Below are 22,246 nucleotides of genomic sequence, written 5' to 3'. Positions count from 1 at the left end.
ATATGAAGAGCAAATAGGAGGAAAGATGGCAAAAATATTTAAATTTAATGAAGAAGCAAGGGAAAAATTGAAAATAGGTGTAGATACTCTTGCAAATACAATAAAAGTTACTCTAGGACCCAAGGGAAGAAATGTAGTTTTAGGAAAGCAGTATGGACCACCACTTATAACAAATGACGGTGTATCCATTGCAAAGGAGATTGAATTAGAAGACATATTTGAAAATATGGGAGCAGAACTTATAAAAGAAGTAGCTATAAAAGCTAATGATGTAGCAGGAGATGGGACTACTACAGCCACGGTACTGGCTCAAGCCATGGTAGAAGAAGGGTTAAAAGTTATATCAGCAGGGGCGAACCCTGTTTTTATAAAAAAAGGGATAGAACTTGCTACCATTAAGGTGGTGGAACTCCTAAAAGAAAGAAGTAAAGCTATTCAAAATAAAGAGGAAATTATTCAGATAGCAACCATATCAGCTAGCGATGAAATCATAGGTAAATTAATAGCAGATGCCATAGAAAAAGTCAGTGAAACAGGTGTTATTACCGTAGAGGAAGCTAGTTCAATAGAGACTACCCTAGATGTTGTAGAAGGAATGCAATTTGATAAGGGATATCTCTCTCCATATATGGCAACTAATACAGAAAAAATGATAGCTGTTATAGAAAACCCATATATATTAATAACGGACAAAAAAATAAAAAATATGCAGGAGATTCTGCCGGTGTTGGAAGAATGTATGAAAGGGGGGAAGCCTCTACTAATAATAGCTGAAGAGATTGAAGGAGAGATGCTTAATACTCTTGTACTAAACAAATTAAGAGGAACTCTGAATGTAGTGGCGGTAAAACCTCCTGCCTTTGGAGATAGACGGAAAGCTATCTTAGAAGATATAGCTATTCTTACAGGAGGAACCTTGATATCAAATGAAAAAGGGATGAATATATCTGATACGATAAGTCTGCACCTAGGAGGTGCTACCAAGGTAAAGATAACACAAGATAGCACCGTTATTGTAGGAGGAATGGGAAATGATGGATTAGTTTGTTCGAGATTAAAACAATTAAAGACTCAAATAAGTGAATCTACCTCTGAATATGATATAGAAAAATTACAGGAACGTTTGGCAAAACTGTCTGGCGGAGTAGGTGTGATTCGTGTAGGAGCTACTACTGAAACAGAACTAAAGGAGAAAAAACTAAGGATTGAGGATGCTTTAAATGCTACAAAAGCAGCGATTGCAGAGGGGATAGTTCCTGGAGGAGGATCTGTGCTGGTAGACATATCCAAAGAACTAAAAACCTTAGATTTGGGAGAGTCAAAAGAGATAAAACAAGGTGTAGATATCATAGTTAAGTCACTTTTAGCTCCTCTAAGACAGATAGCTGAAAATGCTGGCTTTAACGGTGAAGAAGTAGCTCAAAAAGTCATGGATTTAGATTCTGAAATTGGGTTTGATGCACTTACTTGTGAGTATGTTCATATGGTAGAGAGAGGAATAATTGATCCCACCATGGTAACTAGATCAGCTATACAAAATGCAGCGTCTATTTCGGCTCTTATTTTAACTACTGAAGTATTGGTAGGAGAGATAATAAAAGAAGAGGCTCCTATTATGCCTATGATGTAATGTAGATAACAAAATAGATAAAACCTAGAAGTACATATTTCTTCTAGGTTTTATCTATTTTGTTTGTATAGGAAATTACGCCAGAAGCAACACAAAAATATCAGTAGGTTACTTTGTAATCATAGTTATCTTGCTTTTTTTCTTGGGATTGCCTCTAAAAGAGATTTAGTATAGGGATGTTTTGGATTGTTATATAATTTTTCAGCTTCATTTATTTCTACAATTTTTCCTTCTTTCATGACCGCTATCCTATCACACATATAATAAACTACATTTAAATCATGGGATATAAAAAGATATGTCAACCCCATTTTATTTTGGAGCTTTTTCATGAAATTTAATATTTGTGCTTGAACAGATACATCTAATGCAGACACAGCTTCATCAGCTATAACAAAATCTGGTTCACACATAAGGGCAGCAAGAATTGCAACTCTCTGCCTCTGTCCTCCTGAAAGTTCACGGGGATATTTATTTAGAAAACTTTCATCAAAACCTGCAATCTCTAACATATCTAGAATTTTTTTTCTTCTTTCATTATGGGAATATAAGTTATGGATTATAAGTGGTTCCATTAGGATCCATCCTACATTTTTTTTAGGATTTAAAGAATGATAGGGATCTTGAAAAATCATTTGAATGTTTTTTCTCATCTCCTTGAGGTCACGTCGTCCTTTTAATCCATCAATATTCCTACCTTTATAGATGATCTCCCCACCATCAGCAGTTAGAAGTTTACTTATAAGATTTCCTATTGTAGATTTTCCACAACCTGATTCCCCCACAAGACCAAATATTTCCCCTTTTTTAATCTCAAAAGATACATTATCTACTGCTACTTTGGAATTATTAAATTTAAAAAAATTAGAATTTCCAAAATTTTTCTTCAAATTTTTTATTTCGAGTATATTTTCCATCATTTTCACCTATATATAGAAACATCTAACTAGATGTCCATCCTCTCTTTCTAAAAGTTCTGGTAAAATTTTATGACATTTTTCTTTTGCCAGGGAACACCTTGCAGCAAAAGGACATCCACTCTCTCTTTCAGATAAGGTAGGAACTCTTCCTGGGATGGTATAGAGGTCTTTACCTTTATGTAATGGATTTGGTATGGCTTCTAAAAGACATTTGGTATATGGATGTGTTGCATCTCCTAGCGCCTCGATTACTTCTATAAGATGACCTGCATACATTATTGCTATCCTATGGCATAGACTTTCTACTAAATCTAAGTCATGGGATATAAAAAGAAGTGAATTATCCTTTTTTTTATTTATTTCTTTCAATAGATCTATAATTTGAGCCTGTGTACTCACATCTAGTGCTGTTGTGGGCTCATCAGCTATGATTAGTTTTGGTTCACATGCAATCGCCATGGCAATAACTATCCTTTGCCTTTGTCCCCCTGAAAGTTCATGGGGAAATTTCTTATATGTATCCTTTAAATCTTTTAAATTTACTTCATTCATGAGTTCCAAAGTTTTTTCTTTTATCTCTTTTTTAGATAGTGATGTATGTATTTTTAAAGTTTCACCGATTTGTTTTCCCACTCTATGGAGGGGATTTAAGGCTGTTAGAGGTTCTTGAAAGATCATAGAAATTTCTTTTCCTCTAAGACTAGTCATCTCTTTTTCAGAAAGATTTAAGATGTTTTTTCCTAGAAAATTGATTTCACCGCTAAGGCTTGCATTTTTTCTTAAAAGTCTCATAATAGATAGGGAGATAAGACTCTTACCACATCCTGATTCTCCTACTAATCCCAGAATTTCCCCTTTTTTCACATAAAATGAAAGATTATTTACAGCCTGTAATTTTGTTTTCTCATTAAAATATATATTTAAATTTTTAATTTCAATAGTCATCTTTTCTCCTATCTTCTCTGATATTCTCTTAAAAAATCTCCCATCATATTGAGTGCCAATACAGTCAAACTAATCATTAAGCCTGGTGCTAATGTGTACCACGGAGCGATCATAAAATACATCTGTGACTCACTTAACATCCTACCCCAGCTAGGATTAGGAGCTTGTACTCCAAGACCTAAATAACTAAGAGCTGCTTCTGCTAGGATAGCATTTGAAAAACTCATAGTTCCAGCAACTATTATTGGCGAGAGAACATTGGGTAAGATATGGTAATATATAATTCTAAAATTAGAAGCGCCTCTTACCTTGGCTGCCTTAGTATATTCTAATTCTTTTTCTCGTAGAAACCCGCTTCTGGTTATTCGGGCAAATGTCGGTATGGACATTATTCCAATGGCCATCATTGTATTTTCTATTCCAACTCCAAATACAGAGATAAACATAAGGGCAAATAAAATCCCGGGAAAAGCCATCATGGCATCTGTTATTCTCATTATGATCTCATCTATTTTACCACCGAAGTATCCAGAAATTGCTCCTAAAAAAACTCCTACACTACTGCCTATACCCACCGAGATTAATCCTACTAAAAAAGCTGTTTGAGATCCTTTCATGAGTCTGCTAAGGATATCTCTTCCAAAATTATCGGTACCTAAAAAATAGGAAAAACTAGGGGCAGAGAGTTTTAATTTTGTATTTATTTCAGTAACAGAGTGAGGTAGATAAAAAAAACTCACTCCCATAATAAGTAAAAGAAATATTAATATTCCTCCTCCTATTATCAAATTATGATCTTTGATTTTTATATTCATCTTATTCTCCTAAATCGATATTCTGGGATCTATAACTCTATATAATATATCAATTAAAAAATTTATGATTACCACTACTGAAGCGATATAAGTTATGATTGCTTGAACTAAGGGGATATCCCTTGTTGTGACTCCATTAATTAGAAGGGTTCCAATACCTGGTAAATTAAATACCTGTTCAACTACTATAGCTCCTCCTAATACTCCTGCTGTCAACATACCAATTATGGTGATTGTTGGGATTAGGGCATTTTGAAGGATGTGGTAAAAGTATATTTTATTGGTTGAAAGCCCTTTGCTGTATGCTGTTCTTACATAGTCTTTTTCTTCCTCTTCCAATACTATATTTTTCAGATGTCTTGCTATAACTGAAACTCTAGATATAGCAAGGGCAAAAGCCGGAAGGGTTATTATCCTGAGATATGAGATTGGATCCTCTGAAAAAGGAATATATTTCAGTGAAAATAACTTAAATATTATTCCAAATACGATTAAAAATATTATTCCTAGCCAAAACTCTGGGATAGCAAGACCCACTTGAGAGAATATAGAGAGAAAGACTCCAAATTTAGTATTGTTATATTTGGCATTTAAAATTCCAATGGGTATTCCTATAACTACTGCAATTAAGATGGCATATATTCCTAAACTCAGTGTAACAAATATCCTCTCTCCTATAAGTTCTTTTATTGGTCTTGAAAATCTTATAGACTCTCCTAAGTCCCCTTTTAATATGTTTTTTGCCCAATAAATATATTGTGTAGATAATGGTTTATCTAGCATGAGTTCTGTTCTCAATGTGTCTATTTGTTCCTGGGTAGCTTCCATTCCTAATTTTGAAAGGGCAGGATCACCAGGGATTATTTGGAATACCGAAAACGATATAACGGAAACAAGAAGCAATGTGAAGATCATTATGCTAATTCTTTTAATAAAATAAATCATGTTCTCTCCTATTTTACGAAATAAAGGGTGGAGATATCTTGTACGTAGATAGGGTAAGAAGTATATCCTCGAAGATCTTTATCCATTGCAATTATTCCTGATGGTGCCATGATAAATATAACCGGGAGATCTTTAGCCAGTATCATTTGAGTTTTTTTATATAATTTTATTTTAGTCTCTTCATCTGTAGTTTGAGTGATTTTCTTCATAACAGAGTCGTATTCTTTAGATTCATAATTCATAAAATTCCTACGATGATCACTGATATAACGATTTAATATATCGTAGGGTTCAATCTTTCCATCCAATGCAACTATAGTACCTTCATATTTTCTACCTGCATAGATATCTTTCAACCAAGTTCCCCACTCTACTTCAACTAAATTTGCTTTTATTCCCACTTTTTTTAGCTGTTCAGAGACAATTACCCCTGTATCTGCGTGGAATCGATAGTTTGTAGGTAGGCTTAGGGTAAATTCAAATCCATTTTCATATCCAGCTTCTTTCAACAATTTTTTAGCTTTGTCTATATTATGTGTATAGATACCTTCAGTTTCTGCATTATAATAATTTTTCATAACTGGGCTCATATTGGTTCCAATAGACTTTCCTAGACCTGCATCTAGCGTATCGATAATTTCTTGCGAATCTATTGCATAGGCTATTGCCTGTCTGACCCTTAGATCATCAAATGGTTTAACCTTATTATTTAGTGATAAGATCTGCATAAGATTTTGTTCAGTTACAATTATATTGTGTGTATTTTCTAAAGTTGGAATATGAGTAGATCCCAAACGTGGATAAAGATCTATTTCTCCCCTTTGAAGAGAAAGTATGGAACTCTGTTCATTCTTAATAATTGAAAATTCTACCTTATCTATAGTTGGAACTCCTTCTATCCAATAATCTGAAAATTTTTCCAGAACAAGTTTTTGTCCCGGCAGATACTCTATAAATTTAAATGGACCTGTTCCAATAGGTGACTGCTCAATATCAACTACATCTTTTGGAATAATAGCTATAGTAAATTTGCTGAGGATTATTCCATCTACTTTTTTTAACTCTATTGTGACAGTCTTCTCATCTATTTTTTTTATATTTTTGATGTTTTTGGCCAGGTCTTTTACAACTGAATTTCCTGGGAAATCACCATTAATCCTGGTCAATGAAAATATAATATCTTCTACTCTTACATATTTACCGTTGTGAAATTTTATTCCATCCCTTAATTTAAAGGTATATATGAGGTTATCTTTTGATATTTCAAAAGATTCTGCCACAGCGGGGACTAAGTTCCCTTCACTGTTTGGTTTTAATAAGCCCTCAAAGACATTAAACATAACTTCATAAGTTCCTGCAGCTAATGCTTTGTGTGGGTCTAAAAAATCCATATCTTGGGATATTCTAACAACAACTTCTCCGCCATCTACCTTAGTTTTAAGATTGCTTTCATCAGATGTTTTGTCCTTTCCACAACCGCTAACCATTAATATCAACACTGCCAATAAACCTATCAATTTTTTCATAACTCCTCCTAAATGGTATATTCTTATTTCCTTACTAATTAGTATCAATTATTAATGTAAAAATTAGTAGTTTGTTCTTCGAGAAATCCCTAAAAACATATTTTGTAAGGGTTTTCTTTGTCTAGCCCTTTCAATGTTAGTGTCTATAGATGTTTTTTTAGGAGCGGTTTTTATTGTTATAGGATTAAATGATTTTTTTAAAAAATAATTTTTATATATATTCAATAAAAACTTATTCTGAAGTTCCCCTATAATACTACTAACTAGTTTTAAAATCAAGGTTTTTTTGATTTTTTTCTCAATATAAAAATAAATAAATCTACCTAGATGGATTTTTAAAAAAAAAAAAAGATTTTCTGAAAATATTTGGATAAAATAATTTGGCAGTGTAGAGGAATAAAAAAACAGTGTTTTCAATGAAAATACTGTTTTTTAAAATTTATTATTAACATATAAATTATTTAAAACATATAATGAACTCCTAGAATATATTGAGTAGAATCACTGGAGTTAGAAGAACTACTGGCTACCTCTGTAAAATTATGGTTGAGCTTTACCGAAGCAGAGACAGCAAAATTATCCATTTGGAATTTAAGTTGATTAAACCATTGGAGGGAGTTATCTGTTCCAGAAGTTCCATTCCAACTATTGTTATATTTTTTAGATTCTTTAGCCCCAAAAACATAGTCTACCCATCCATTATATACAAATGACCAGCCATTTTCAAATTTATATAGAGGAGCTAGATAAGCTATATTAAATAAATACCCATCCCATCTATTTTCATTAGGTTTACCATATGATTTAGTGGCATACCTTGCAAATAGGTTCGTTCTGATATAATCAAATCCTTCTAAGTCAAAATAACTACCTATTCCAATCTGATGACGTCTGAGTCCACCCTTATAGTTTCCATTATCATAGTCCAGTTGATACGAAAGAAACCATTCATTGAATCTGCCAATAGATAGGTCTTTTCCTAAAAGACCATCTAGGGATATACGAGGGTTTATTTCCCCATAGATACTAGGCTTGACTCCGTGCATATCACTGCTGCCAGAATTCAAGATATCGAAAAAGTCATTGAACCAATATAGATCCAATAATTTATATCTATGAAACCCTTCCATTTCAACATAGATATCATCAACATTTTCCCTAGTTCCATCAGCGGCATTATTTCCTTTGAATAAACTTACTTGAACCATATTATAGTTCCATGGTTCATATTTTGCCATTGCTAGCTGGCTAAAGCATAGCATAGCAAAAATTAATATTTTTTTCTTCATCTTTCATATACCTTCCTTAAAATTTTTATTTTGTTACATTATATACAAACCGAGGTATCCTAAAATTCCCGAAGAGATAATAAGGATAACTGGGTTGATTTTTTTCTTATAGGCTATCCCAAACATGAGGATAGATATAAAAATAGTTTTAACTTCTATTTTGTTTTCGAGTACCCAAGTAGCTCGGGCAATCATATATCCTGCATATAAAATTAGAGCTGTAGTCAGGGATTTTAAAACAAAAAAAACAGCTTTTTTATAGATGTTTTTTTCTAATCGCTGTAAGACTTTAGCTAAGATTAAAATAACAATGATAGATGGGAGTGCAAGTGCTACGGTTGCCACAATAGCTCCTGGAATTCCTGCTACTTTATTTCCGACAAATGTTGCTGTATTCATAGCGATGGCACCAGGGGTCATTTGAGATATAGACAGTACATTAAAAAATTCATCATATTCCATAAATCCGTTTTTTTCTAATTCACGCTGTAGAAGGGGGATAGAAGCAAGTCCTCCTCCGAAGTTAAAGAGTCCTATCTTAAAATACATGGTAAATAATTTGGAGAGAGTTATAAAATAAGCCATCTATTTCACCTCCAAAAGAGATTTTATCTTATTTGGAAGAAAAAAAGTAGCAGTAGCTCCAATTAATGCCCCAAGGATGATGAGTAGAATAGGATTGATATCAAATATCAATAATAGAATAAATGCAATGATAAAAATAATATAACTCATTCCAGATATAAAACTTTTTCTACAGATCTTTAAAGTGGAACTTGCAATAAGTCCTATGATACAGGCTCTGATCCCTGAAAAAATACTATGAATTACCGGATTATCGAAAGATTCACCTAAAAAATTATATATCAGGGTAATGATTATAAGTGATGGAAATATAATTCCAAGGGAGGCTACAAAACCACCTGATTTTCCAGCTTTCTTACTACCTATAAATGTAGATGCATTTATAGCTATGGTTCCAGGAGTCATTTGAGAGATTATAAACATCTCCAAAAGTTCCTCCTCAGTAATCCACTTTCTCTTTTCCACCAATTCTTTTTCTATAAGGGGTAACATTGCATATCCCCCTCCAAAGGTGAATAAACCTATCTTAAAAAAAGATATAAATAACTCTTTTAACATCTTAAAACTCCTTTAAAAATTAAATTTCTTTCACCTTTCCACCTATTTTTTCTTTTGTATCCTCTTTATTAAATTTAAGTTTATCTTTCTAGGAATAAATTTGGTAAGAAATATCATAAATTTATTCAAATTTCCATGAATTAGGATGTCTTTTTTAGTGTCTATGTTTTTATATAGATATTTTGCAACATCTTCAGGCTCAGCTATATGAAAGTTTTTAAAGAGTCCTTTTTCTATCTTATCCATCTTTTCAAAGGAAGTTTTTGTAGGACCCGGACAGAGGATGATGATCCTTATATCACTGTCTCTCACTTCCTCTGCAACTCCTTCAGAAAAATTTAATAGATATGATTTTGTCCCATAGTAAACACTCATGAGTGGCCCACTCTGAAAACTAGCTGTAGAAGCTATATTAAATATTTTAACCCCATCCTATTTTTAGCATATCCTGTAAAAATAATTTTGTAAGGATGGTAGGAGTGATTATATTTAAATTTATTAGATCCAAATCAGATTGTATATTTTTTTCTGAAAATTTACCATGATATCCAATCCCTGCATTATTTATAAGGATATCTACCTCTAATTTTTTCTTTTTAACTGCCTCATATAAATTAACGGCTCCTCTCTCCCCTGATATGTCCAAAGATATTATTTTAATGTCTACTTTATACAGTGACTCTAAATTTTCTTTGAGGAGGGAGAGTGTATTTTTATTTCTAGCTACTAAGATCAGATTGTGGTTATTTTTGGCAAAAATATAAGCTAAGTTGAATCCAATCCCTGAGCTGGCTCCTGTTATAAGTGTGTGTTTCAAAGTTCCTCCTTAATTTTAAAAGTATGGGATAATAGTAAACGACTAGTCATTAGATTTATTATATCATAAAAAAGAAGCTAATTTATATAAAATTAGCCTCTCTTTAAGAATCTTGCGATAAAATTTATGGAATATAAAAACCTGAATTGTGCTTCTCCGGATGCAACCTCACGTTGCTTTTTATTCGAGAGATGCTTTTGCATAATTATTATGTTCTATACAAAATTTCTTGAATTTCTCTGCTTCTAAAGGTTTTGTAGTGAAATATCCTTGAGCGTAGTCGCAGTTTAAATCTTTTAAAAGGTTAAAAGTATCGATGTTTTCAACACCTTCAGCTACGATTTCTAAATCCATAGATTTTCCTAAAGTAATAGAAGCCTTAACTATATTATAGTCTTTTGAATCAATATGCATATTTTTTATAAACATTTGATCTATCTTTAATTTATCAAATGGTAGATTTCTAAGGGAAGATATTGCAGAAAAACCAGTCCCAAAATCATCCAAGGCAAAAGTAATACCATATTTTTTTAAACATTTCATAACAGAGGATATTTCATCAAAATCTTCTATTAAGTTTCGCTCTAGAATTTCAAACTCTAAACCTTTTAAACTTTTATCATACTTTTTTAAAGTATTGGTAATTGATTTATTTTTTAAACATGCTATAGGTGTATTTAAAGCTAATTTCATGGGAAATCCATCTTTCTCCCATTTTTCTTGGATTTCAAGGGAAGCTTTAATCAACCAATTTGTAAAAGTGTGGATCAAGTGAATTTTTTCTATATAGGGCATGAACAAATTCGGATAGATAATGCCCTCCCTAGGATGAACCCAGCGTATTAAAACTTCAGCAGAATTGATTAATCCAGTTTTTATCTCTACCTTAGGATGAAAGTAAAGATGAAATTGATTATTTTCAATGGCAGCAGGTACTTCGCTTAGGATAGAAAGCTTTTTATTGTGAAGTTTATTAATACCACTATTGAAATAATAATAGGAAAACAAATTTTTCCTTGAATAAGCTTGGGCTATCTCTGCTTCCTGTAATAGCCTTTCCTGGGTGTCTACAAATTTTGCCATACCGATACTAAGTTCAGGGTAGATAAAAATATTACCTATATATATATTTTGTTTTAAGTTTTCTATTTTTTTTTCAAAAGAATAAGGGTCATAATGATCCATCAACAATCCGAAAGTATTATCTCTGAAGTGAAAAAGTTCAGCCTTATCCTGGGATAATTTTTTTAAATTGAGAGATAAAGCTTTTATAAAACCTTCTAGGATAAAGTTACCATATTCATTTAGAATTTGGTCGGAGTTTTCAATCTCAAAAAGGGCTAAATGCTTATCTTGAAGATATTTTTTTTTTTTTAAAAGTATCAAAGGATTTTCTATTAGCTATATTTGTAATTCTATTATAAAATGTTAGTTTTTCTATATCTTTTAATGTTTTTAATATTATATCTATAATAAATCCATTTGTAGTACTGACAATCACAAAAAATAAAAGCCTATATATCCAATTTTTAGGGGACTGCATCTCCATGGTTGCAACTTCTAAAGGAATAAAACTAGTAAGATAGCCGGCTATACTGCCAAAGAAGATGCCACCCAGATACCCAAAATGAAATGCTGCTAATACCAGTGGGATATACATAAGCTGTATATCAGCATACTTAGTTCCACCTGTAAGGTAAACAACTGCTAAAACTGTAAAGATTAATATAAAGATAAGCAAAATTGAATAGATGATATCCAATTTTTTAGGATGGTACCATTTTTTAATAAGTCTAATGAGAAATTTAGTATTCTGCACAGTAAAACCACCCCTAAAAAGTTATATCAATATTATATCCCAATAACTACCTTATTCAAAATTAATTTTTGTTAAAGAATGTTATATTTTTTATTTAGTTACTATTTTAGTTAAAATTATGGTTGAGGAATAAATAATAATTACGAATAGTAAAATATTATTGTATAATAGAAACTAGGATTATAATACGGAGATACAATATAAGAAGGTGATTGAAATTGCTTATGAATAAAGAGCAAGAAAAAATAGCATATACAAAACCAAATGGACATATGCTTATAAAGGGAATAGCAGGAAGTGGGAAAACAACTGTAGGAATATGCAGGATATCATATTTATTAAATAATTATTGTCATGATAAAGATGATAATGTTTTATTTATAACATTTAACAAAACATTGGTTAACCATGTATCTTATTTTTATAATAAGGTCGATAATATAACTCAATACAATATGCATTCATTGTTTGGATTTCCAAAGGATAGGGTAAAGATAACAACAGTTGATAGTTTGATGTATGGGTATTTTTTGGAGTATCAAAAAAAATCTAAGATAGAGTTAAAACTCAATCCAAGCAATCATAAAAAACATGGTATTTTGAATGAATTGATAGAAAAATTGAAGAAAAAATATAGTGAAGTTTTAATCTTTGAAGATGTGAATACGGCATTTTTATTGGAAGAAATAAATTGGATAAAAGCTTGTAACTATATAGATGAGGCTGAATATCAAGAAGCCAATAGGATAGGAAGTCTAAAATTGGGAGTGACTACTCAAAAATTACCCAAAAATTCCATTGTTAGAAAAGCAATATTCAAATTGATGGAACTCTATACAGAAAATCTTTTTAAAGAAAAAACTATGGATTACAATGATATGAGACTCATAGCTTTGGAGGAATTAGAGAATAAGACGAAGAAAAAATATACCCATATTTTGATAGACGAATGTCAAGATCTATCCAAGGTACAGTTGGAATTTATAAGGGGGTTATATGCTAACAAAAGTCACTCTAGTTTCACCTTTTTATTTGACAGTGCCCAAAGTATATATTCCCACTCCTGGCTAGGTATGGGAGGGGAAAGGACGTTTGCTAGTATAGGGTTTAATATGATAGGAAAGAGTAAAACTCTCAGTAAAAACTTTAGAACGACAACACAGATATCCAAGGCAGCTTACAGCCTCCTAAATAAAAATGAGGTAATTACAGGAAATTCCGACTATGTAAAACCATATCTTATCGATAGATACGGAAACTATCCAATATTTAAGGAATTTTTATCTGAAGGAGAACAGGCAACCTATGTAAAAAAATTATTAGATGGGAGGCTCGCGAAAACTCTTAAAAGTGATATTGCTATAATAGGAAGGACTAAAAACCAATTGTTAAATTTTAAACTTCTGATGGGAAAATTAGGCGTGAAAACAATATTGATAGATCGTGGGAATGATGATTTTGATTCCAATGAGATAAAATTATTTACAATGCATTCTATAAAAGGTATTGAAACTAAGATAATAATTATGATCTCTTTAAATGAAAAAATACTGCCATTTCATTCATCCAATATAGAGGAATTAAAGGAATATGAGGAGATACAAGAACGTAAACTTATGTATGTTGGGATGACTAGGGCCATTGAGGAGTTATATCTATTATCCTCTGATACTCCAACTAAGTTTATAGGGGATATAGGATACAAGTATTTACAGATCGATACCGATAAAAAGATGAGAATATTTTATAATATTCCTGTAGATGATTATTATTTTAAAGACCGACTGGTCAACCTTCACTCTAACGAGGAAAAGTAAGGCAATGGCTGATTAAAGAGCTTGTAACTGCCTATGAATATAGACTGGACCTAATAGATATTGAATATCCATTAACTTTAGGATCTAAAAAATACTTCGTAGATGTGGTTATCTATAATAAGAAAAAACCATATATATTTATAGAAACAAAATCAAAGGAAGTGGAACTATCAGATGGTTTTGAACAATTAAAAAGTTATATGATTATGGAAAAGTCGGTGGAATATGGGATACTGACCAATGGAAGGGATGTAAAAATATATAATTCTAAATTTTGTGAGGTAGCTGAAATACCTGATTTTAGACTGGACATGATAGAGGAAACTGTAGGAGATGAATTTATATACTCTGATTTTAAGAGGGGAATACAGATACCGTATCTTGTAATAGACGAGGACACTATTATTGCGGAAGATGAAGATGAGGATATGACATATAATAAAGCTGATCTAAGGTCACTGCCGAAGTTTAAATGGGTAAATATATATACAGACTATGAAGACCCAGAAAAATCAATCTTACTACCTAAAGGGTGGGTTGGTAACAATAATTATAATTATATAATAGAAAATTATGGTGATAGTATGGATCCATTGATCTGTGATGGAGATCTGGTGGTAATGGAGAAAAAAACTCCTAAAACCAATGATATCATAGCGGTAATCATGGAGGATAGGTCGGTTTTAAAAAGATATATGAAGATAGGAACATCTATATTACTATCTAGTGAAAACGAGGAATATGAGCCAATATACTTCAATGAGCAGGATATAAATGATTATTTTGTGGGAGTAGCAGTAGGAGTAATTCGGCATAAGTAAGGGGTAATATTCAATATCAATTGGTCTTGAGTAGAAGCAAAGAAAAAGCTATTGATGCATAGTTTAAATAGTGATAAAAAAAAGGAGTGATTAAGTATGGTGAATTTTGAAAAAATAGAGGAAATGATAGATATTATAGCCGGTGGTGATATACCGGAATCTCAAAGTTTCAATGTGTTTGCTGTTAATTTTTACTTGGAAACAAAGATGGTACCTCTTTCGAAATATCTGAAGTTGCAAGGTAAAACCAATAAGATGCCTAAGATCATGAATACAAAAAAAAGTGGAGAACTACTTTTTCACACTAAAAAAAATGAAGAGATATTAAAATTTTTAAAAAAAAGAGGATATCAAAGTGTTCCTGAATTAAATTTTACCTGTGTTATGCTCCTAAGAAAGGTTGACAGCCTGACAAATTGGAAAAAACTACTTTCTTATTTTGAAGGAAAAGGAACCATTGAGGAGATCAATAATTCCACTAGAATACTGCTCCTGCCAGAGGAAGAAAAGAAGATTGAGGAGTTTGTAAAGATAAATTTAGGCGTTTCAGATACTGAATTAAACTGGTTAAAAGATAAAATAAAAATAATATATGAGAACAAAGAACTTTTAAGGTCTATAAAAAAAATAGCCAGATAGTTATTGTGTATATATACAAGGAGGGAATATGTTAAATTTTAATTTTCAGAATAAAACAGAAATAATTTTTGGTAAGGGTGTGGAAACACAGGTTGGGAAGAAGGTATCTGAGTATGGGAAAAAAGTATTACTTCATTATGGTGGAAGCAGTCTTAAAAAATTCGGTCTGTATGATAAAATAGTAAAAAACTTAACAGATGAAGGAATAGAAATATTTGAGTTGGGAGGAGTACTACCAAACCCTAGATTATCTTTAGTTAGAGAGGGAATAAAAATTTGTAAAGACAATAATATAGACTTTATCCTTGCTGTTGGAGGAGGAAGTCCCATTGATTCAGCTAAAGCCATTGGTGCAGGTGTAAAATATGATGGAGATGTGTGGGATTTCTTTGAGGGGAAAGCTATGGTATCTGAAACTTTGCCACTAGGAGTAATTTTGACACTTCCTGCAGCAGGAAGTGAAGCTAGTAGTGGTACCGTTATTACAAATGAAGATGGTTGGTATAAAAAATCATTTGGAGGGAATGTAATCAGACCCAAATTTGCGATTATGAATCCTGAAGTTACATATACTCTGCCTGGCTATCAGACAGCAGCGGGTGCAGTGGATATTATGTCTCATGTTTTAGAGAGATATTTTACCAATGAAAAACATGTAGAACTAACAGATAGATTATCAGAAGCGGTATTAAAAACAGTAATTTTAAATACTCCTAAAGCCTTGGATTTTCCAGAGGACTACAATGCTCGGGCTGAGCTTATGATATCTTCAACTGTAGCTCATAATAGTCTATTAGATATGGGAAGGGAAGCGGACTGGACCTCTCACGGGATAGAACATGAACTCAGCGGGATATATGATATAACTCATGGAGCAGGGCTAGCCATTATATTCCCGGCATGGATGAAGTATGTTTATAAATCTGATATGGATAGGTTTGCACAATTTGCTATCCGTGTTTGGAATGTGGATATGAATTTTAATGATCCAGAGGCTACAGTTTTAGAAGGGATAAAGAGAACAGAGGAGTTCTTTACATCTATAGATATGCCTACAAGATTATCTCAAGCGGGCATAGATAGTGAAAGATTTGAGGAGATGGCAGCTAAAGCTACAGAACATGGAACACTTGGTAATTTTGTTAAATTAACCAAGGAAGATATAGTAAATATATATAAGTTAGCAGAATAAACAAGGCAAGATAAGCAAGGCAAGATAACTAAAAACCCCCAAGAAGTAAGAGTCTTCTTGGGGGTTTTTAGTTATCTAAACTTAGACTAGTATTCCTGTAAGTTTTAAGAGTGACTTGGGGTCTGGCTGTCTCCCATGGACATTTACAAAACTTTCCTTCATATTTACCGATCCTCCCAGTGATAGGAGGTTATCGAAGAAATTGTTGGCTAATTGCTTATCGATATTTCCATCTTTGGTCATCTCTGTATAACTGTCAGCAGAGAGAACTTCAGCCCATTTATATGAATAATAACCTGCTCCATATCCACCTGCAAATATATGACTAAATGAACATTGGAACTTATTGTATGATGGTGTTTTTATTACTGAAACCATCTTTCTAACCTCATCTAATTTTTCCTGCACTTGTTTTTTAGAGTATGCATTATCATAGATCATTAGATCAAATAATCCAAATTCAACCTGTCTGTTGTTTCCATACCCTTGCCCATAATTTAAAGAATCGAGTATTTTTTGGATCAACTCATCGGAGATAACTTCTCCAGTTTCATAGTGAATTCCAAATGTCTTTATTATTTCTTTATTGTTAGCAAATTCCTGCAACCATTGAGATGGATATTCTACTACGTCCCATTCAGTTCCATTGAAGCCAGAGGCAGAGATCTCCTTTGTTTTGGATGTGATAAGGTGAAGAGCGTGTCCCATCTCATGAAATAGTGTTACCACATCTGAATGATCTAATAATGATGGAACTCCATCCTTACTAGGAGGGAAGTTACAAACAATTATTCCTGTTGCAGGAACTCGGCTTCCATCTTTTTCATAACTTGTAATCCAACTGTCAGCCCAAGCACCGCTCCTCTTATTTTCATTGGTTTCTAAATCCATGATCAGATTTCCTAAAAATACCCCATTTCTTTCTAATTCAAATACTAAAGCCTTGTCATTCCATAAGTTTACATCTTTTATCTGTTTAGCTTTTAAATTAAAGATATTATCTAAAAATTGGAACATCCCAGAAACTACCTTATTTTTCTCGAAATATGGTTTCACTTCACTGGGGTCAAAATTATACTTGATCTCCTTTAGTTTTCTAGAAAGATATGCATAATCATAGATCTCTACACTGTCATAACCTAATTTTTCCCCTGCAAATTTTCTTAATTCTTCAATCTCATCGGCAGCCTTTGGGAAAGCTTCTTTGCCTAATTCTGTCAAGAAATCTAAAACTTCCTCAGCATTATTGGCCGTTTTTGAGGCAATAGATAGTTCTCTGTAATTTTCATAACCTAATATCTTAGCTTTTTCATCCCTCAAACTCAAGATTTTCTCTATGAGGTCCTCATTTTGAGGGGCCTTTGTGGTAGAAGCTCTATATAATATTTCTCTTAATTTTCTATCATTGCAATATTTTAAAAATGTAGTAAGTGAGGGTCCGTGAAGGATAAACTTCCATTTTTTTCCCTCTATTTCAGCAGATTTTTTATCTAGATCTGAAAATTCAGAGAGCACCTTTTCATCCTCTATAATTAATTCATATTCATTTGTAGCATCGGTTACGTTTTGACTGAAATCATTTCCTAATTTAGCTAATTCCAAATTAATAGATTTGATCTTCACTTTACTTTTTTGATCTAAGCCGATACCACTAGATTTGAATGATAATATTTGTTTTTCAAGAATTCTTTTTCTTATGTCATTTAAATCTTCATTTTCATAAATTTTTATGATGGAGTCAGCAATCTCCTTATTCTGGCTTAGTTTAGAAGTGAATTCATTCATGATGGGGATATATTCCTCATATGTTTTCTTTCCTAAATCTGTAATATTTGTTGAGATTTCAATCTGTAGTGGGAATGAAAATTTTTCAATATCATCTAAAAGGTGTTCCATTACATCAAAAAAATTATCATATGTTTTATCTTGGATCTCTAATAACTCCTCAATATTATCCTCTACTTTGATTATTTTTTTCTGAAGTTCATCTATAAATTTTTCATCTAGGTTTTTGTAATCTAACTGCATAATCATCCTCCTAATTTTATGTTATCTAAACAGATTATACCTCACTTATTTTATATATGAAAATTTTTTTAGGATTTGCAGTCTAAAGTATGGTAAAATATTTTTAAATTTATTAAAGAACATCAAATAGGAAAAGTATTGGTTGAATTTAAATAAGACATATGATGGTTTTAGAATTAATCATGGAGGGGAAAAATGAAATTATTAAAAGAAAGCGCAAGGATAAGTTTGAAGCTTCTAAAGATAATGTTGCCTATAAGTATTTTGGTAAAGGTCGGAAGTAATTTTGGGATAATAGATTTCCTTTCAAAAGCTTTGACTCCATTAATGGGAATAATGGGGCTTAGTGGAGAGATGGGAATAGTATGGGCAACAGCCTTAATAACTAATATATATGGCGGAATATTAGTACTGCTTACCATGGCACAAAATAATGTATTCACAGTGGCAGAGATAACCATAGTAGCAAGTATAATGTTATTTGCTCATTCACTTCCAGTAGAGCTTAAGGTTATATCGGAAACAGGGGCAAAACCTTGGAAAATTTTATGCATAAGAATATCCTGTGCCGTAATATCTGGAGTATGTCTAAATTTATTATTTAAATTTTTTAACATATATCAAGAAACAGCAGTTTTTAAATTTACATTGAAGGAATCAAATCCAGGAATTATAAGTTGGATATTGGGAGAGCTAAAAAAATATACAACAATATTTGTTATCATATTTGTTCTTTTAGCTTTGATGGAAGGGTTAAAAAAAATAGGGATAATAGATTGGATAAATAAGAAGTTCTCTCCAGTGATGTCTTTTATGGGGATTGATCCGGGGCTATCATTAACATGTATAGTTGGTCTTACTATGGGAGTCAGCTATGGCAGCGGACTTATCATAAAAGAAACAAGGGAAGGTGATTATAGTAAAAGAGATTTGTTTTTAGTCGCTGTATTTATAAGTCTATGTCACGCTCTTATAGAAGATACCCTTTTGATGATCCCTTTGGGAGCTAAGATGATAGGTATATTCTGGGGAAGAATATTTTTTGCAGCAATATTTACCATAGGATTTAACAAAATATTGCCAAAAAATAAGAAAAAAAAATAGAAGCGGGATTAAAAAAAAAGTTCATAATGCTTTAATTGAAGTAGATTATTTTTTGCCGCAGATTACTCAGATTAGCTCAAAATTTAAACCTTTACACTAAGTTCACAAAGGAAAAATTAGAGAGGACATTAAGAGAAGGTTTTCTTCTTGGTTTTAACCTAAAATAAATATTCGTGATACATTTAAATGCCTTTATTTAAATCATATTTAATATTTTTTATAATCGTGAATCAAAATATTGATAATCATGGTCGAGATTTAATGCTCGTATCTCCTTCGTGTAATTCGTGACTAGGTTTTATTTTTTTTCTGTACTCTGTTTTGTAAATATATTTCTATTGAACTGTAAGACACCAAATTTTTTAAATAATAACTTAATGATCTTATTGAAAATACCCTTGAAATCAATCTAGCTATAGCTTAGTTAGGTTAGAGTATAATTGATATTTAGCTATATCTATGTTACTATTAGGGAGAAATTTATAGTGATATTAAGGAGTCATAAAATGAATAAAAAAATAATTATTACAATGAGTAGTTTAGCTATTATAGTTGGAATTTTTCTTGCTGGAAATGTAGGGTTAAAATTTTTCTTTCATGACTATCTATATGAAACACCGAATTTAAAAGGGCTTACAATTAAGGAAGCCAAAGCATTGGTAGGAACTAATTTTAAATTAGTTAATTTGGGGGAACATTATTCTGAATTTAGAAAAGGTGAGATCTACTCTCAGCTGCCTACATCCCAAAAGCATATAAAGAAGGGTAGGCCTATAAAAATTTGGATAAGCAAGGGAATGGATATAGTGATCTTACCTGATCTGAAGGGGAAGAACATGCAGGATGCTAGAGTGACTCTAAGTGATTTGGGGGTTAAAGTCGGCAGGATTTCCCATACTATGGAAGGATATATGAATAATAAAGTTATAGGGACAGATCCTTCAGAAGGGAGTTTGATTTCTCGTGGAAGCTCAGTATCTCTGCTCATCAATGTAAGTCAAATAAAAAATATAAGAATGCCAGATATCTTGGGACTTTCCCTAGGAGAAGGGGTGAAAATATTACGGAAAAAAAAATTGGTTTTGGGAGATATAGAAAAAGTATATAGGAATGATTTTCCTAAAGATACTATTATTGATATCAGTTATCCTGCTGGGAAAGATGTTTTAGCAGGTTCGGTTATAAATATTACAGTTACAGCTCAGAATGAGGGGGAATAAATATCAAAGGTAGAGTTATTAGAAAAATAAAAGGATTTTATTATGTTCAAGTGGAAGAAACTACCCATGAATGTAGGTTAAGAGGAATATTAAAGAAAAAAAACAATAAAGACAACTGTGTTACAGGAGATTTGGTAGAATTTGGTGAAGACAGGTTTATCACAAAGATATATCCTAGACAAAATATCATTCATAGACCTCTGGTTTCAAATATAGATTATTTGGTTATTCAATTTTCAGCACTGGATCCTAGATTTGATATTGGAAGATTTAATATATTATTACTCAACGCTTTTTATTATAATATCAAGCCAGTAGCTGTTATTAATAAGATCGAGCTGTTAGATGATGAAGGGTTGAAAGAATTAAAAGGACAACTGGATTTTTTAAAGAAATTAGAAATAGAAGTGTTTTATATTTCAACCTATGAAAACATAGGGATAGAAAAATTAAAAGACTATATAAAAGGTAAGATAACTGCATTTGGAGGACCATCTGGTGCAGGGAAGTCGTCGTTACTCAATCTGTTACAGGAGGAAAGAGTCCTGGAAATAGGAGAGACAAGTAGGAAAAACTCAAGGGGAAAACATACTACCAAGGGAACAACACTTCTACCAATGCAAAATGGTGGATGGGTAATTGATACACCTGGGTTTTCTTCTATAGAACTACCTCCAGTAAAAACTATAGATGAATTAGCTGGTTTATTTACAGAATTTAATGAGTATAAAACTTGTAAATATAGTAACTGTGTCCATATAAATGAACCTAAATGCGGTATAAAAAATGAACTTAATCATGGAATTAGTCAGAGTAGATATGACTTTTACCTGTGGTGTTTTAAATTTTATAGTGAAGAAAGATGGAATAAATATTAGTAAAGTATGATATAATTATTTCATAATCAAATTAATTTTAAGGAGTGACCATAAAAATGAATACAGTTAAAATTGCACCTTCAATCCTATCAGCTGATTTTAGTAAATTAGGAGATGAGATAATAGCGATAACAAAAGCCGGAGCAGATATGATCCATATAGATGTTATGGATGGAAATTTTGTTCCAAATATCTCGTTTGGAGTTCCAATTATAAAATCGATTAGAGATAAAACAGATTTAATTTTTGATGTACATCTGATGATAGACGCACCTGAAAGATATATTGAAGATTTTGCTAAGGCAGGAGCAGATATGATAGTAGTTCATGCGGAAGCAACAACTCATCTTCATAGAGTTATTCAACAAATAAAAAATTGTGGTCTGAAAGCCGGTGTTTCACTCAATCCAGCTACACCTGTAGAAAATTTAAAATATGTAATAGATGAATTGGATATGGTATTACTTATGTCTGTTAATCCTGGGTTTGGAGGACAGAAATTTATACCTACTACGATAGAAAAGATAAAGGAAGTAAGAGATCTTTCTCCTACAGTAGATATTCAAATAGATGGCGGTATTACAGATATTACAATTAAACCTTGTATAGAAGCCGGAGCGAATGTGTTTGTAGCTGGATCTTTCGTATTTGGTGGGAATTATAAGGAACAAATAGAAAAATTAAGAGGTTAAGGAGGG

At 32.0% G+C, this 22,246-nt stretch carries 22 protein-coding genes; 9 read left to right on the top strand and 13 right to left on the bottom strand.

Annotated elements, in window-relative coordinates; translation table 11 throughout:
• Nucleotides 1–25 precede the first annotated feature (25 nt).
• The gene (groL, locus tag V5784_RS10415; protein WP_336888947.1) at nt 26–1,630 is read left to right on the top strand and encodes a chaperonin GroEL; all 1,605 of its coding nucleotides are present in this window, start codon (nt 26–28) and stop codon (nt 1,628–1,630) included.
• Between the two features lie 125 nt (nt 1,631–1,755).
• Here the strand turns inward: groL and V5784_RS10410 are convergent, their stop codons facing one another.
• The 12 genes from V5784_RS10410 to V5784_RS10355 all read right to left on the bottom strand — a co-directional run bounded on the left by V5784_RS10410 (nt 1,756) and on the right by V5784_RS10355 (nt 11,849).
• Nucleotides 1,756–2,547 carry an ATP-binding cassette domain-containing protein gene (locus tag V5784_RS10410; RefSeq protein ID WP_336888946.1) on the bottom strand — a complete coding sequence of 264 codons (792 nt, stop codon included), beginning with the start codon at nt 2,545–2,547 and terminating at the stop codon, nt 1,756–1,758.
• Nucleotides 2,548–2,556: 9 nt separating this feature from the next.
• Nucleotides 2,557–3,495, bottom strand: a complete 939-nt coding sequence (locus V5784_RS10405; RefSeq protein WP_336888945.1) for an ABC transporter ATP-binding protein — start codon at nt 3,493–3,495, stop codon at nt 2,557–2,559.
• Between the two features lie 8 nt (nt 3,496–3,503).
• The gene (locus tag V5784_RS10400) at nt 3,504–4,310 is read right to left on the bottom strand and encodes an ABC transporter permease (protein WP_336888944.1); all 807 of its coding nucleotides are present in this window, start codon (nt 4,308–4,310) and stop codon (nt 3,504–3,506) included.
• 9 nt (nt 4,311–4,319) lie between these two features.
• Complete coding sequence (locus V5784_RS10395; RefSeq protein ID WP_336888943.1) at nt 4,320–5,255, bottom strand: ABC transporter permease; 936 nt, start codon at nt 5,253–5,255, stop codon at nt 4,320–4,322.
• A gap of 8 nt (nt 5,256–5,263) precedes the next feature.
• Nucleotides 5,264–6,781, bottom strand: coding sequence for an ABC transporter substrate-binding protein (locus V5784_RS10390; protein ID WP_336888942.1), 1,518 nt, complete (start codon nt 6,779–6,781; stop codon nt 5,264–5,266).
• Nucleotides 6,782–7,242: 461 nt separating this feature from the next.
• On the bottom strand, nt 7,243–8,070 hold the full coding sequence (locus V5784_RS10385; RefSeq protein ID WP_336888941.1) for an outer membrane protein OmpK: 828 nt from the start codon (nt 8,068–8,070) through the stop codon (nt 7,243–7,245).
• Between the two features lie 33 nt (nt 8,071–8,103).
• Nucleotides 8,104–8,655, bottom strand: coding sequence for a chromate transporter (locus V5784_RS10380; RefSeq protein ID WP_336888940.1), 552 nt, complete (start codon nt 8,653–8,655; stop codon nt 8,104–8,106).
• Nucleotides 8,656–9,213 (bottom strand): chromate transporter, encoded by a 558-nt coding sequence (locus V5784_RS10375; RefSeq protein WP_336888939.1) that lies wholly within the window; start codon nt 9,211–9,213, stop codon nt 8,656–8,658.
• 42 nt (nt 9,214–9,255) lie between these two features.
• Nucleotides 9,256–9,588 carry a hypothetical protein gene (locus tag V5784_RS10370; protein WP_336888938.1) on the bottom strand — a complete coding sequence of 111 codons (333 nt, stop codon included), beginning with the start codon at nt 9,586–9,588 and terminating at the stop codon, nt 9,256–9,258.
• A gap of 46 nt (nt 9,589–9,634) precedes the next feature.
• Entirely contained in the window at nt 9,635–10,030 is a 396-nt protein-coding gene (locus V5784_RS10365) for an SDR family NAD(P)-dependent oxidoreductase (protein ID WP_336888937.1), read from the bottom strand.
• A gap of 180 nt (nt 10,031–10,210) precedes the next feature.
• A complete protein-coding gene (locus tag V5784_RS10360) occupies nt 10,211–11,416 on the bottom strand; it encodes an EAL domain-containing protein (RefSeq protein WP_336888936.1) in 1,206 nt (401 codons plus the stop codon).
• On the bottom strand, nt 11,379–11,849 hold the full coding sequence (locus V5784_RS10355; RefSeq protein WP_336888935.1) for a hypothetical protein: 471 nt from the start codon (nt 11,847–11,849) through the stop codon (nt 11,379–11,381). Before V5784_RS10355 ends, V5784_RS10360 begins: the two co-directional genes overlap by 38 nt.
• 224 nt (nt 11,850–12,073) lie before the next feature.
• On the opposite strand from V5784_RS10355, the gene V5784_RS10350 reads away from it, so the two are divergent.
• The 4 genes from V5784_RS10350 to V5784_RS10335 all read left to right on the top strand — a co-directional run bounded on the left by V5784_RS10350 (nt 12,074) and on the right by V5784_RS10335 (nt 16,318).
• Nucleotides 12,074–13,666 carry a UvrD-helicase domain-containing protein gene (locus V5784_RS10350; protein ID WP_336888934.1) on the top strand — a complete coding sequence of 531 codons (1,593 nt, stop codon included), beginning with the start codon at nt 12,074–12,076 and terminating at the stop codon, nt 13,664–13,666.
• Nucleotides 13,667–13,674: 8 nt separating this feature from the next.
• Nucleotides 13,675–14,487: a type I restriction enzyme HsdR N-terminal domain-containing protein gene (locus V5784_RS10345; protein ID WP_336889027.1), complete on the top strand. Its 813-nt coding sequence runs from the start codon at nt 13,675–13,677 to the stop codon at nt 14,485–14,487.
• Between the two features lie 96 nt (nt 14,488–14,583).
• Nucleotides 14,584–15,126 (top strand): hypothetical protein, encoded by a 543-nt coding sequence (locus V5784_RS10340; RefSeq protein WP_336888933.1) that lies wholly within the window; start codon nt 14,584–14,586, stop codon nt 15,124–15,126.
• Between the two features lie 28 nt (nt 15,127–15,154).
• A complete protein-coding gene (locus V5784_RS10335; protein WP_336888932.1) occupies nt 15,155–16,318 on the top strand; it encodes an iron-containing alcohol dehydrogenase in 1,164 nt (387 codons plus the stop codon).
• Between the two features lie 81 nt (nt 16,319–16,399).
• On the opposite strand, the gene V5784_RS10330 is transcribed toward V5784_RS10335, so the two are convergent.
• A complete protein-coding gene (locus V5784_RS10330) occupies nt 16,400–18,346 on the bottom strand; it encodes a M3 family metallopeptidase (RefSeq protein WP_336888931.1) in 1,947 nt (648 codons plus the stop codon).
• Nucleotides 18,347–18,541: 195 nt separating this feature from the next.
• On the opposite strand from V5784_RS10330, the gene V5784_RS10325 reads away from it, so the two are divergent.
• From V5784_RS10325 to rpe, 4 genes are all read left to right on the top strand, one after another.
• Complete coding sequence (locus V5784_RS10325) at nt 18,542–19,450, top strand: nucleoside recognition domain-containing protein (protein ID WP_336888930.1); 909 nt, start codon at nt 18,542–18,544, stop codon at nt 19,448–19,450.
• A gap of 506 nt (nt 19,451–19,956) precedes the next feature.
• A complete protein-coding gene (locus V5784_RS10320; protein WP_336888929.1) occupies nt 19,957–20,670 on the top strand; it encodes a PASTA domain-containing protein in 714 nt (237 codons plus the stop codon).
• Between the two features lie 17 nt (nt 20,671–20,687).
• The gene (gene rsgA / locus V5784_RS10315; RefSeq protein ID WP_336889026.1) at nt 20,688–21,548 is read left to right on the top strand and encodes a ribosome small subunit-dependent GTPase A; all 861 of its coding nucleotides are present in this window, start codon (nt 20,688–20,690) and stop codon (nt 21,546–21,548) included.
• 56 nt (nt 21,549–21,604) lie between these two features.
• Nucleotides 21,605–22,240, top strand: coding sequence for a ribulose-phosphate 3-epimerase (rpe, locus tag V5784_RS10310; protein WP_336888928.1), 636 nt, complete (start codon nt 21,605–21,607; stop codon nt 22,238–22,240).
• Nucleotides 22,241–22,246: the final 6 nt, after the last annotated feature.

The organism is Psychrilyobacter sp. (assembly GCF_037132775.1).
Lineage (GTDB): Bacteria > Fusobacteriota > Fusobacteriia > Fusobacteriales > Fusobacteriaceae > Psychrilyobacter.
This window is presented reverse-complemented; position numbering and strand designations above follow the sequence as displayed.

Bases quoted from the DNA above. Each gene is read 5' to 3' on its own strand.
- groL (WP_336888947.1), top strand. From the start codon at position 26: ATGGCAAAAATATTTAAATTTAATGAAGAAGCAAGGGAAAAATTGAAA.
- V5784_RS10410 (WP_336888946.1), bottom strand. From the start codon at position 2,547: ATGGAAAATATACTCGAAATAAAAAATTTGAAGAAAAATTTTGGAAAT.
- V5784_RS10405 (WP_336888945.1), bottom strand. From the start codon at position 3,495: ATGACTATTGAAATTAAAAATTTAAATATATATTTTAATGAGAAAACA.
- V5784_RS10400 (WP_336888944.1), bottom strand. From the start codon at position 4,310: ATGAATATAAAAATCAAAGATCATAATTTGATAATAGGAGGAGGAATA.
- V5784_RS10395 (WP_336888943.1), bottom strand. From the start codon at position 5,255: ATGATTTATTTTATTAAAAGAATTAGCATAATGATCTTCACATTGCTT.
- V5784_RS10390 (WP_336888942.1), bottom strand. From the start codon at position 6,781: ATGAAAAAATTGATAGGTTTATTGGCAGTGTTGATATTAATGGTTAGC.
- V5784_RS10385 (WP_336888941.1), bottom strand. From the start codon at position 8,070: ATGAAGAAAAAAATATTAATTTTTGCTATGCTATGCTTTAGCCAGCTA.
- V5784_RS10380 (WP_336888940.1), bottom strand. From the start codon at position 8,655: ATGGCTTATTTTATAACTCTCTCCAAATTATTTACCATGTATTTTAAG.
- V5784_RS10375 (WP_336888939.1), bottom strand. From the start codon at position 9,213: ATGTTAAAAGAGTTATTTATATCTTTTTTTAAGATAGGTTTATTCACC.
- V5784_RS10370 (WP_336888938.1), bottom strand. From the start codon at position 9,588: ATGAGTGTTTACTATGGGACAAAATCATATCTATTAAATTTTTCTGAA.
- V5784_RS10350 (WP_336888934.1), top strand. From the start codon at position 12,074: ATGAATAAAGAGCAAGAAAAAATAGCATATACAAAACCAAATGGACAT.
- V5784_RS10340 (WP_336888933.1), top strand. From the start codon at position 14,584: ATGGTGAATTTTGAAAAAATAGAGGAAATGATAGATATTATAGCCGGT.
- V5784_RS10335 (WP_336888932.1), top strand. From the start codon at position 15,155: ATGTTAAATTTTAATTTTCAGAATAAAACAGAAATAATTTTTGGTAAG.
- V5784_RS10330 (WP_336888931.1), bottom strand. From the start codon at position 18,346: ATGCAGTTAGATTACAAAAACCTAGATGAAAAATTTATAGATGAACTT.
- V5784_RS10325 (WP_336888930.1), top strand. From the start codon at position 18,542: ATGAAATTATTAAAAGAAAGCGCAAGGATAAGTTTGAAGCTTCTAAAG.
- V5784_RS10320 (WP_336888929.1), top strand. From the start codon at position 19,957: ATGAATAAAAAAATAATTATTACAATGAGTAGTTTAGCTATTATAGTT.
- rpe (WP_336888928.1), top strand. From the start codon at position 21,605: ATGAATACAGTTAAAATTGCACCTTCAATCCTATCAGCTGATTTTAGT.